Here is an 11,452-nt window from a genome sequence, read left to right on the forward strand (position 1 = left end):
GCGACGCACCCGCTGCTCGGTGATCCGGGCGCGCTGTCCCCCCAGGAAGATGATCGGGGAGTTCTCCACTTTCGCGCACATGATCGCGCCGGCGAGATTCGCGATACCCGGGCCCAAGGTGCCGATGCACAGCGCCGCCTTGCCCGTCATGCGGGCCACACCCTCGGCCATCATCCCGGCCGATTCCTCGTGGTGCGGCGCAACGACATTCCAGCCGCGCTCCTCGGCGCTGTGGAACAGGTGCACAAAGTTGGGATCGGGAATACCGAAAATGGTGTTGATGCCCTCTGCCTCGAAGAGGTCGAGAATGCGTTCATAGACCTTAACCGACATGCTGCTTCTTACCTTCCATAGCCATCGCGAAGCTCTTGGTGATGTGATCGACGTGGGCCGAGGGGACGACCGGCAGAATCCACGAATCGCCCGTGTCTCGAATGGCGTCGATCCGTTCGCCGACGTCCTCGATCGTCCACGCCGGCTGATAAACCCCTGGGGTCTCGGCGATGTAGGCGCGTGCCACGCGACCGGCGATCGCCACGAGCATTTCCCCTGTGATCGAACAGTTTTCGTGAGCCAGCCAGCCGACCGCGGGCGCGGTCAGTTCGGGCTCCATCGGCGGGTATGCGGAGGTGTCGAGACCCTCGGCGAGCCGCGTCAAAGCGGCGGGAACGATCACGTTCGACTTGACCCCGTGTTCGGCACCCTCGAGTGCGACCACGTTGGACAGCCCGATCATGCCCGCCTTCGAGACGGCGTAATTCGCCACTCGCTTGTTGCCGTAGATCCCGCCGATCGAGGATGTCAGCACCACTCGGCCGTACCCGGCGTCGCACATGTGCGGAAATGCCTGGCGCACAACGTTGAATGCGCCGCGCAGATGGACATCGAGCACCGCGTCGAAATCCTCGTACGTCATCTCGGTCAGCGACGCGTACCGGTTGTTGCCGGCGTTGTGGATGAGGATGTCGATCCGGCCGTAACTGTCAAGTGCCGCATTGACGATGGCCTGCCCGCCGTCGGCGGTCGCCACCGATTCGGAACATGCGATGGCGTCGCCACCGGCCGCGCGGATCTCGGCAACCACCGAGTCAGCCACGTCGATGTCTCCGTCCGTGCCGCTGATCGCGCTGCCGGTGTCGTTGACGATCACCTTGGCGCCCTTGGCGGCGAGCAGGAGCGCGTAGGCGCGGCCCAATCCTCTTCCAGCCCCGGTGATCACGGCAACCCGATCGTCGAATCGGAGGTCAGTCATTGCGGATCTCCATACCTTCGAGGTCGCCGCTGTCGCGCCAGGCCTGCAGCAGCAGTTCGAACGTGTAGAAGCCGCCCCAGAACGGATCGCCGAGGAAGCCTCGACCGTTCTTTTCGCCCTCGCTGTTGTAGTAGCCGGGCGTGCACTCGCTCGTGAAGAGGCTGTTGTCGTAGCCCTTGGCTCGGACGGTCTGCACCCAGTTCTCTTCGGCCTCTGCGGTCGGCTCGATATGCGTGATGCCGCGTTCGAGGGCCGTGCTGACGATGTAGGCGATGTGGTCGGCCTGCTGCTCATACATCCGTGTGACCGACGCGGTCACACCGCCCTGCACGAAACCGGTCGCGAAGTGATTCGGGAATCCGTGCGTCATCGCGCCGTGCAGCGTGCGGAAACCGTTGCCCCACTTGTCGTACAGCGATTCGCCGTTGCGGCCTGCGAAGGGACGAATGGCGAACTGCCGGTCGAGTGACGTGGTGATCTCGAAGCCGCTGGCGAAGACGATGCAATCGACCTCGTACTCGACGCCGCCCGCGATGATGCCCTTCTCGGTGATGCGCTCGACACCCTTGGACTCCGCCACGTCGACGAGCGTGACGTTCGGGCGGTTGAAGGTCGGCAGGAACTCGTCGCTGAAGACGGGTCGCTTGCACATGTTCCGGTAGTACGGCTTCAGCTTCTCCGCGGTCTCCGGGTCCTTGACGATCTCGTCGACCCGGTTGCGGAGACGCTGCATCGAGCGGTAATCCTCGATCTCCTTGAGCCTCGCGAACTCGACAGGATCGGCGATCGCGGCCCAGCCGTTCGTCTCGTTCAGCTTGGCGGCGAGATTGCGTGCGACCTCCGTCCAGCCATCGCAGATGATGTCCGGCTCGCCGGGCTTGTAGAACGCGAAGCCGGAGTTGTGGAAGTTCCGTTGCCGGGCTTCGCGCCAACCCGGTTCGAGCGACTTCACCCATTCCGGGTCGGTCGGTGCATTGTTGCGCTCGTAGATATAGGAGGGTGTGCGCTGGAAGACGGTCAGGTGCTTCGCGCCGGCGGCCAGGTGCGGAATCACCTGAACACCGGTGGACCCGGTGCCGATGACGGCGATTCGCTTGTCGGCGATCTTGTCGAGCCCGCCGTGCAGAGTGCCGCCGGTGTACTCGTAATCCCAGCGTGCAGTGTGGAACGTGTGTCCCTTGAAATCCTTGATTCCCGGGATACCGGGCAGCTTTGGGCGGTTGTACGGACCCTGGCACATGATGATGAAGCGAGCGCGGATCTCGTCGCCCCGGTTCGTCTTGATCTGCCAGCGGCTGATCGACTCATCCCACTCCAGCGAGCGGATCAGGGTGTGAAAGAGCGCCTTCTCGTACAGGCCGAAGTGCTTGCCGATGCGCTGCGCGTGCTCGTAGCACTCATCGCCGCGGGAGTACTTCTCCTTCGGCATGAAGCCGGTCTCTTCGATAAGCGGCAGGTAGGAGTAGGAATCCGAGTCGATCTGGATACCCGGATAGCGGTTCCAATACCAGACACCGCCGAAATCGCCGCCGAGTTCGATGATCCGGAATTCCTCGACGCCGGCCTGCCGCAGGCGATGCGCCGCAATGAGTCCGGCGAACCCGCCGCCGAGCACCACAACATCGATCTCGTCAACGATCGCGTCCCGCGGCTCGACGGGCAGGTGCGGGTCACCCTCGTAGAACTCCTCGAAACCGTCCTCGGCCTGCAGGTACTGATTCTGGCCGTCGGATCGTAGGCGTTTGTCGCGCTCTTTCAGGTACTTCGCGTGCAAGGCCGGAATATCGACTTCCGGAGTCTCCGTTGCTGCGCAGTTCTGCTGCATGTGGATTCCTATATCCGTGCTGGTGAAGAAGGCGGGGCGAGCTCAGCTCAATTCGCGCGGTGCACCGGTGCCCATGTACTGGGACAGGTTGTGGTGCAGGTTCACGACGCTGCGCTCGCGGTAGGGGTTGGGCTTGGGGCCGGTGAATCCGCGGGTTTTCATGCCCTTCTGGACGGCAGCCATGTTCGAGAAGTCCTGCGGCAGAACGGTTCGCCAGCCCTCATCGTCGACCGGGGTGTGCACCCATTCGGTCTTCGGCTCCTCGCCCTCGGGGAACAGCTCGTACACCGCGGCCTCGAAGTAGCACCTGTCCGGGTCGTCGCCATAGGGCCGGAAGCTGTAGCAAAGCATGTTGTTCAGCGCGTGCCCGATCTGGAAATTCGGGAAGATCTGCCACGCGGTACCGCTCTTGGCGACAATCTCCGGCGGCACGGTCGGCCAGATGACGCCGCGCTCGGCGTCGTCGCGTCGCGCGGAGGCGAGCCAATGCTGCATCACCTCGGCGGGCGGTGTGCCCTCCGGCAGTTCCTCGACGAGCCGCTGGGCGGCGTCGACGAGCGTGCGAGTGGTGTTGGTATTGGCGTTCTCCCAGGTGAAGTTCTGCAGCTGGATCGTCGACTTGCGGGCGTCGGGCCCGGAGCCGATGCGCAGCTTGGCCTGGTTCTCCTCCATGCCCTTCGGCGCGTCGTAGCCGATGTTGCTGTGCTTGCCCTGTGCGCGCGCCCAGCCGAGGAAGGCGCCGAAGTTCATGAATTCGGGATGCGTGTAGGGGACGTGGTAGGTCTCCATGAACGCCTCGAACGCGACCTTCCAGTTGCAGTCGAAGACAACCCAGCGCCGCCACCGGTAGCGCATGTTCTCGAGCTGGAACGGATCGAGCAGACTCGCCGCGGGTTCCAGGTAGTCGCGCAGCGGCTCGCAATCGGGGTCCATGTTGATGAAAACCCAACCGCCCCAAGTATCTACCTTGACATCGGTGAGGCCGGAGTTCTGCTTGTCGAGACCGCATGGCCAGTCATCGCGCTCGGCGATGAAGGTGTTCTCGCCCTCGAGGTTGTAGCGCCAGCCGTGGAATCCGCAGACGAACTGCTTGCCATGACCCCGCGCGTCACGGGCACCCTCTGGGGTATCGACGAGCCGGCGACCGCGATGCGCGCAGACGTTGTAATACGCGCGCAACGTGTCGGGCGAGGTACGGACAACGATGATCGAGTCGTTCATGATCTCGTAGGTCAGATAGTCGCCGACCCGGGGGAGTTCCTCGATACGTCCGACCTGCTGCCATACCTTCGCCCACAGCCGATCGCCCTCGGCGCGAGCGTATTCCTGTGATGTGTACGCCTCGACCGGAAGGATCTGTGGTGTCGTGAACGGTTGCTCGGCGGCTGCGTCGCGAATTTCCTCGACCGTGCTCATGGGTATCTCCTTTGCGGAATGGGCTGCGCTACTGCGTGATTGCCGCGCGGAATGACTCGTCCTTGAGGAACAACGAGGTGTTGTCGGCACCGAGATGGGTCCACTTGAGGTTGAGCCCGCCGTCGGTGAGCAGGGTCTGTCCGGTGATGTAGCTCGACAGGTCCGACAGCAGGAAGAGGATCGGTCCGGCCTGCTCCTCCGGGGTGCCGCGCCGTCCCATCGCTATGGCGCGCCGATCGCGTTCGGCGTCCTCATCCACATACGTGCTCGACGCCGGGGTCGCGGTGACGCCCGGTGCCACCGCGTTGACCCGGATGTTGTCGAGTGCGAGTTCGACCGCCATGGTCCGGGTGGCCGCGACCAGCGCGGCCTTCGCCGTGCCGTAGCCGATATGGAACGGCGCGGTGTTCATGCCGCTGATCGAGGAGATGGAGACGATCGAGCCGGGCAGTTGCTGCGCCTTCAGTTCCGCAGCAACGGCCTGGCTCATGAAGAACATCGTCTCCAGGTTCCACTCGAACAGCCCGCGCCAATCCTCCCGCTTGACGCGGGTCGAAGGCATCCATGCCGCGGGTCCGGCGCCACCGGCCACATTGACCAGGCCGTGCAGCGTGCCCTCGGTGCTGCGGACAGCCTCGAGCGTGGTCGCAATGCCCTCATCGGTGGCCGCGTCCGCGGCCACCGGCACCACCGAGAGCCCCTCGGCAACAAGAGGTTCGATGTGTTTGTTGAGGTTCTCGGTGGAGCGGCTCACGGCGATGACGGTGGCGCCGGCCTCGGCGACCATACGGACCACCGCCGTGCCGATTCCGCCACCACCCGCGCCGGACACGATGACTATCCGACCGGACAGGCCGAAGAAGTCGCGCGACATGGGTGAGCTCACCGCTGCTTCCGCAGTGCGATGACACTGCCTTCGGCGTCACCGGAGATGTAGAGCGTTCCGTCCGGTCCAACGGCGATGCCGGCGAACGGACCCTGCGGGCCGGAGAACGGCGCGATGCCGAGCAGCGGCTTCGGGGTCACGCCTTCGGGCGCACCGACCGGAAGGTTGCGCGCCACGATGTCGCGCGCCTTGGTGTCGAGATCGACCGACACCAGCGTCTTCGCGCCGACATCCACGATGAGCAGCTGACCCTCGTGAACGAGGATGCCGTGCGGGGTCTCGAGACCGTCGACGACGGTATCGGTGCCCGAACCGGTGACCCGCACGATACGGCCTGCGCCGGACTCGGAGACCAGCAGTGAGCCGTCGGGTCCGAACGCGACGTCGATCGGCTGTGCCAGTCCGGAAGCAACCGTCTCGGCCTTGCCGTCGGCGACGGTGTACACCTTGCCGTCCGCGATATCGGTCGTGGCGATCGCACCATTCCGATCGACCGCCACGCCGTAGAGCTGACCGAGGCCGTCGACGAGCAGCTCGCTCTCGGCGGTGGCGGGACGGTAGCGCGAGACCTGACCCTCGGAGCTGGTGACGATGAACTCGCCGTCGCCGACAGAGTGCAGGCCGCGGATGTAGCCGGGCCAGCCCGGGCTGAAAAGCATGCCGAGCACGGATAATTCGCCACCGGGAGCGAGGGCGAGCAGGAACGTGCCGTCGGCGATGTAGACCGTGCCATCGGCGCCCGTGGTCAGGTCGAGCGGCCAGGTGAGGCCGTCGGGCAGGGCCGTCTTGGTCTCGCCATTGGCGAGGATCTCGGTGACCTGTCCGGTGAAGCTGGAGACGAACAGTCGGTCACCGGCGAAGGTCAGGTTGTCCAGGCCGGGGGACAGCTGCGCCAGAATGGTGCGGTCGCCGGACCGAGGATCGATGCGCAGCACCTGGCCCGAGGCGACCTGGGTGGAGACGATGAAGCCGTCCTTGTCGAACTTCACCGCGTCCGGGGCGCCGAGATCGCCTGCGACACGCTCGGGTTCGCCGCCGTCGAGGTCGATGCGCCAGATGTCGTTGGTGCCGATCTGCGGCCAGTACAGCTTGCCGTCCGGACCGACCTCCATGCCGTTCGGCATCGTCAGCTCGTCCGCCAGCACGCGCGGGGCGCCGCCGTCGAGGCTCAACTCCATCAGTCGACCGCCGATACGGCACTCGTTCACGAACAGCCGGTCCTTGTGGATGGTGATGCCGTTGGCGCCGGGCAGGTCGTCACGGAGCAGTCGGGTGGCGCCGTTGCCTTCACGCACGCTCACGCGACCGTCGTAGTACTCGGTGACGTACATGTCGCCGTTCGACGCGAATGCGACGTCGTCGGGGGCAACGATGTCGCTGCCCTTGGCGCTGATCGTTTCCACCTCACCCGACTCGATATCGAGTGCGCTGATCTGGCTGCCGGCAACCTGTGCGATGTAAACGCGGCCGTCGGGGCCGGTGCGAAGACCGTTCGCGCCGAACAGTCGGCTCGGCTCGGTGAGGCGTTGCAGCGCCCACCCATCGGCGAGCTCAATCGAACTTGTGTAGCGCGCACCCTGCGTCAAGGCGGGCCTCCTGGGGTGGTGAGGAGCGGACAGGCAGCGAGGTCCGGGCCGTTTTTGGCCCTGTGATGCAGACCACCTCGCGTCGTGAAGTCTATGGACGGCGGAAGTGAAAATGCAAGGATTGTTATCCTTACAAGGATTGAATATCATGAAGCTTCGCCGCTTGGCTAGTTCTAGGTGCCAGGCACGCCGCTGAAGCCCTGGTTCGGGTGCGGCGGATCGACTCTGCGCGGCTGCTCTACCGCGCTGTATGAGTGCCGTTCCCCATACACCGCACACCTTTTGCCGTGCGCACACGCAATTGCGTAGGCGGATCTACACAAGGTGTGTGGCGATGAGCGTGCGTGCCGCGAAGAGTGCGGCTAGGCGTGACGAGTGCCGTCGAGCGGTCGTGAAACCTAGACGCGGGCGCGCTGGGTGGACTGGATCGCGAGACGAGCCATGTCGGACGACGCGTTGACCACGCCGTTGTCGTAGCGCTCGAGCACGAGCGCCTGCGTAGCGGCGAGGTGCAGGCGATAAAGCCGCTCTGCCTCCTCGGCCCGGCCGGCGGCGATCTCCTCGACGATTCGCTCGTGCGTATGCACGGCTTCCTTGCGCTCGGTCTGGTACGGGTACTCGCCTCGCCGGGTGAGGATCTCTGCCCACGCCTCTTCCTGAGCCGACCACAGGGTCACGAGCGTGCTGACCACGTAGCGGATCGTGGTGTTCGGTGTGAAGCTGACGATGAGGTCGTGGAATTCGCGAGCGGCGTGGGTGAAGGTCACGCCCTCCTCGACCTTCTCAACCGAGCCCTTGATGCTCGCTTCGAGCGCCGGTACCACCACTTCGAGGCGGTCCTCGCGGCGTGCGCATTCAGCAGCGCAGATCGGTTCGAGCGTCTGCAGGCCGGCCGCAAGATCGCCGAGCGTCACTCGCGCGCCCTGCAGCGCCAGGCCCAGGTGATAGGCGGCCGAGGAAGCGTCGGGCCGGTGTACCTCGGCACCGCCAACATTGCCGCGCCGGACCGTGACGAGCCCCTCGGTCTCGAGGATGCGCAGGGCCTCGCGGACCGACGGGTAGCTGACGCCGAAGTCCTGCACCAGCTGGTCCTGGGTGGGGAGTCGGTAGTCGTCCTCGCCGGACAGAATGCGCGCGCGCAGTTCCGCGGCAACGGTTTCCGCGATCCGCCGCTGCGGAATCCGGCCACGGCGGGGAGTCGTCATATGCGCAACGGTACATCTATCCCGTTCATCGATACAGACAATGCAAGCATTGCTATCCTTATGAGGATTGAATAACGTGCGGGGTATGGACTTCACCATGGGGGAGGCCGTCACCGAGCTTCGCGCACAGCTGCGCGACCTCGTGACCGAGCATGTCCCTGCGGATTTTCTCGGCGCGTTCACCGACGACCCCGCCGACCTCGCCACAGCTCAACACTTCTGCCGCGTTCTTGCCGAACGCGAATTGCTCTGCCCGGCATGGCCGAAGGAGTTCGGCGGTCGCGGGGTATCGGTATGGGAGCAGACGGCGGTGCGCGAGGAAATGTGGGCGCAGCACGAGCCGCGCGGTGCCCAGTACATGGGCGTGAACTGGGTCGGCCCGACCATCATGCGGCACGGTACCGAGGAGCAGCAGCAGACTCACCTCGCGCCGATCGCGCGTGGGGAGGTCATCTGGTGCCAGGGGTTCAGTGAGCCCAATGCCGGCTCCGACCTGGCCTCGCTGCGCACGACGGCCAAGCCCGACGGCGATGGCTGGCGCATCTCGGGCCAGAAGATCTGGACCTCGTACGCGTCGATGGCCCAGTGGTGCTTCCTGCTCGCGCGGACCTCGAATGGCGAGAAGAAGCAGCACGGGCTGACGATCTTCCTGGTCCCGATGTCGCGCGCGGGCATCGAGGTGCGGCCAATTCGCGCGATGCTGGGCCCGCACCATCTAAACGAGGTGTTCATCGACGACCTGCGGGTGACCGAGGCCGACGTGCTCGGACCCGTCGACGAGGGCTGGAAGGTAGTGCAGGAGGTGCTGTCCTTCGAGCGTGTCGGCATTGCTCGCTACGCCCGCTGCGAACGACTGCTCACTTCGGCGCCGGAAGTGCTCGGCGAGCAGTGGGGCGAGATGCCCGCCGAGCTTCGCGGGCGCTGGGCGCGAATGCTGACTCACTGCCGGCGCGCGAGGTTGATGGCCTATCGGGTTGTCGCTATGCAGAGCGAGGACCGCGTGCGGCCGGGCGATGCAGCGGCGTACCGCATTGCCGTGACGAAGCTCGATCAGGACAGTGCCGACCTCCTCGTTGAAATTGCTTCCTATGCAACGGATTCGGATGCCGCAACCCGGTTCCGGCGCAAGGTCGACGATCACTGGCGCTACTCCCGCGCCTCGACGGTGGCATCGGGAAGTATCGAGATGCAGCGCATCCTGCTCGCCCGATCCATCCTGTCGGCGTCATGACCACCGAGCGAATCGTGCTGACCCACCGGAGCGTGTTGTGATCACCGAACTGAGCGAGGAAGCCACCGAGTTCGGACGCCAGGCGTTGCGGGCGTTCGAGGCTGCCGGAGGAGACAACCTCATCCAACGCGCCGAGGCGGATCCCGCCGGGCGCGCAGGCCTGGTCGAGGAGGTCTTCGAGGAGATCGGCGCGTGGGAACTGGATCCACGCGGCGACGCCGAAGAGCTCGAAGCCGCTGCTGCGCTGTGCCGCAGCGCAGGATACTGGGCCGTCCCGTACCCGGTCGCGGAACGACTGTCCCGTCCGACGGACCTCGATGTAGACGGTCTCGTTGTGATCGCGGGAGCGGCACCGTCGGCTGCGATCTCCGGCCTCGATTTGCGCTGGGCCGCAGTGACATTGGATGGACGCCGCAGCACGGCGACCGCGCGCACCAGCGCGGCCTCGCCGCGCACGACGGCGTTCGTGACCCCCCTGGATCTGCATGCGCTCGATGCAAATGGCGCGGGCGATGTTGCACTTGGGCTGGTCCTGCCCTGCTGGACGCTGCTCGGAATGCTCGACCGGGCAATCGATCTGGCGCGCACGCATGTCCAGTTGCGCGAACAGTTCGGCCAGCCTTTGGCACGCCTGCAGAGCGTGCAGTTCCAGCTCACCGATGCCGAGGTCGAGCGCAGCGGCGTCGACGTCCTGGCGAAATACGCGCTGTGGAGTGTGCAGACCGGCCGCAATGAGGCGGTCGACGACGCCCTCGCGCTGCGGTTGGCCGCGGTCGAGGCTGCCGATACGGTGTTCCGTGTGGCGCATCAGTTGCACGGCGCATCCGGATTCTGCGACGAGACGCAGATTTCGTGGCTCTCGCGCTACAGCCTGCCGTTGCGACGGCTGCCCTTCGGCCCGTCAGGCACGTTGGACGCTCTCACGAGCAGTGTCGGGATCCAAGGTTTGACGGGATTGTTCGGCGACAAGCTCGAGGAGACAGCCTCGTGAATTACGACCTTCCGCCGGAATTGACCGTCACGGCCGACGGGCCGATCCGCACGGTGTGCATCAATCGCCCGGACGAACTCAATGCCGTCAACAAGCCGTTGCATTGGGCGCTGGCCAATGTTTGGCGGCAGCTCGCGGCGGATCGGGAAGCCAAGGTTGTGATCCTCACCGGCGCCGGGCGGGCTTTCAGCGCTGGCGGCGATTTGGACTGGATCACATCGTTTCTCGACGATCCCGTAGCGCGCGACGAGAGCATCCGGGAGGGTGCGCAGATCATCGAGGAGCTGCTGCGCTTCCCGCTACCGGTGATCGCGGCGGTGAACGGTCCCGCGGTCGGGCTCGGCGGCAGTATCGCCGTGCTGTCCGATGTCGTGCTGATGTCGGAGACCGCGTATCTCGCAGACCCGCACGTGGCAGTGGGCCTGGTTGCAGGGGATGGCGGTGCAGCATTCTGGCCGCTGCTCGGGCCGATCCTGCGCTCGCGTCAGTACCTCTACACCGGCGATCGCATCCCAGCCGCGACGGCAGTCGAACTCGGACTTGCCTCGCAGACAAGCAGTCCCGAGGACCTGCTCGCCGATGCTCAGCGCCTGGCCCAGCGGTTCGCCGCACAGCCTGCCGAAGCGCTGCAAGCGACAAAGCGGGTCGTGAACATGTACCTTTCGCAGGCATTGGCTGGGCCGATGCAGGCCGGGTTCGCCGCAGAGGTGGTCACCATGCAAAGCGACGAGCACAAGGCACGCCTGCTCGCCATCCGCGCGAAGGCCCGTTGATCGTGATCGGGACAGCGATGGCGGCCGCAAGTCTCGACGAGTTTCGCGAGACGGTGCGGGAGTTCTGCCGGGACCAGATACCCGCGGACTGGCGGCAGGCGCAGACGGGGGTTCCCGACGACGAGTTTGTCCGGTTCCAGAAGGACTGGTTCCAGCAGCTGCGCTCCGCCGGGTTCGCCGTTCCGCACTGGCCGGCGCAGTGGGGCGGGGGTATGTCGGTGCCCGAGCAGGTGGTGCTCTATCAGGAGCTCGCCGCGCATGACGCACCGCGACTGGTCCTTGCGTTC

General features: G+C 65.4%; 11 protein-coding genes. 4 read left to right on the forward strand and 7 right to left on the reverse strand.

Features of this window, described 5'->3' with window-relative positions; all coding sequences use genetic code 11:
- The 7 genes from A8G08_RS26265 to A8G08_RS26295 form a co-directional block, all read right to left on the reverse strand.
- Nucleotides 1-333: thiamine pyrophosphate-binding protein (locus A8G08_RS26265; RefSeq protein ID WP_245673012.1), on the reverse strand; the 333-nt coding region annotated here is incomplete at its 3' end.
- Nucleotides 323-1,252 carry an SDR family NAD(P)-dependent oxidoreductase gene (locus A8G08_RS26270; protein ID WP_068280998.1) on the reverse strand — a complete coding sequence of 310 codons (930 nt, stop codon included), beginning with the start codon at nt 1,250-1,252 and terminating at the stop codon, nt 323-325. The genes A8G08_RS26265 and A8G08_RS26270, both read right to left, overlap by 11 nt.
- On the reverse strand, nt 1,245-3,077 hold the full coding sequence (locus tag A8G08_RS26275) for a flavin-containing monooxygenase (RefSeq protein ID WP_068281000.1): 1,833 nt from the start codon (nt 3,075-3,077) through the stop codon (nt 1,245-1,247). The genes A8G08_RS26270 and A8G08_RS26275 overlap by 8 nt, the downstream gene beginning before the upstream one ends.
- A gap of 42 nt (nt 3,078-3,119) precedes the next feature.
- Nucleotides 3,120-4,493, reverse strand: coding sequence for an aromatic ring-hydroxylating oxygenase subunit alpha (locus tag A8G08_RS26280; RefSeq protein ID WP_068281001.1), 1,374 nt, complete (start codon nt 4,491-4,493; stop codon nt 3,120-3,122).
- A gap of 28 nt (nt 4,494-4,521) precedes the next feature.
- A complete protein-coding gene (locus tag A8G08_RS26285; protein WP_068281002.1) occupies nt 4,522-5,367 on the reverse strand; it encodes an SDR family NAD(P)-dependent oxidoreductase in 846 nt (281 codons plus the stop codon).
- Between the two features lie 8 nt (nt 5,368-5,375).
- Nucleotides 5,376-6,965 (reverse strand): Vgb family protein, encoded by a 1,590-nt coding sequence (locus A8G08_RS26290; protein WP_245673013.1) that lies wholly within the window; start codon nt 6,963-6,965, stop codon nt 5,376-5,378.
- 398 nt (nt 6,966-7,363) lie between these two features.
- Nucleotides 7,364-8,170, reverse strand: a complete 807-nt coding sequence (locus A8G08_RS26295; RefSeq protein WP_068281003.1) for a FadR/GntR family transcriptional regulator — start codon at nt 8,168-8,170, stop codon at nt 7,364-7,366.
- 85 nt (nt 8,171-8,255) lie between these two features.
- Between A8G08_RS26295 and A8G08_RS26300 the strand changes: the two genes are divergently transcribed.
- The 4 genes from A8G08_RS26300 to A8G08_RS26315 all read left to right on the forward strand — a co-directional run.
- The gene (locus tag A8G08_RS26300) at nt 8,256-9,401 is read left to right on the forward strand and encodes an acyl-CoA dehydrogenase family protein (protein ID WP_068281006.1); all 1,146 of its coding nucleotides are present in this window, start codon (nt 8,256-8,258) and stop codon (nt 9,399-9,401) included.
- A gap of 37 nt (nt 9,402-9,438) precedes the next feature.
- The gene (locus tag A8G08_RS26305) at nt 9,439-10,392 is read left to right on the forward strand and encodes an acyl-CoA dehydrogenase family protein (protein ID WP_068281008.1); all 954 of its coding nucleotides are present in this window, start codon (nt 9,439-9,441) and stop codon (nt 10,390-10,392) included.
- Nucleotides 10,389-11,165: an enoyl-CoA hydratase/isomerase family protein gene (locus tag A8G08_RS26310; RefSeq protein ID WP_068281010.1), complete on the forward strand. Its 777-nt coding sequence runs from the start codon at nt 10,389-10,391 to the stop codon at nt 11,163-11,165. Before A8G08_RS26305 ends, A8G08_RS26310 begins: the two co-directional genes overlap by 4 nt.
- 17 nt (nt 11,166-11,182) lie before the next feature.
- The coding region (locus tag A8G08_RS26315; protein ID WP_187344535.1) for an acyl-CoA dehydrogenase family protein at nt 11,183-11,452 on the forward strand (270 nt) is incomplete at its 3' end.

Source organism: Aldersonia kunmingensis, assembly GCF_001646865.1.
Lineage (GTDB): Bacteria > Actinomycetota > Actinomycetes > Mycobacteriales > Mycobacteriaceae > Aldersonia > Aldersonia kunmingensis.

Excerpts from the sequence above, each read along its gene's own strand:
- A8G08_RS26270 (WP_068280998.1), bottom strand. The coding sequence starts at position 1,252 with ATGACTGACCTCCGATTCGACGATCGGGTTGCCGTGATCACCGGGGCT.
- A8G08_RS26275 (WP_068281000.1), bottom strand. The coding sequence starts at position 3,077 with ATGCAGCAGAACTGCGCAGCAACGGAGACTCCGGAAGTCGATATTCCG.
- A8G08_RS26280 (WP_068281001.1), bottom strand. The coding sequence starts at position 4,493 with ATGAGCACGGTCGAGGAAATTCGCGACGCAGCCGCCGAGCAACCGTTC.
- A8G08_RS26285 (WP_068281002.1), bottom strand. The coding sequence starts at position 5,367 with ATGTCGCGCGACTTCTTCGGCCTGTCCGGTCGGATAGTCATCGTGTCC.
- A8G08_RS26295 (WP_068281003.1), bottom strand. The coding sequence starts at position 8,170 with ATGACGACTCCCCGCCGTGGCCGGATTCCGCAGCGGCGGATCGCGGAA.
- A8G08_RS26300 (WP_068281006.1), top strand. The coding sequence starts at position 8,256 with ATGGACTTCACCATGGGGGAGGCCGTCACCGAGCTTCGCGCACAGCTG.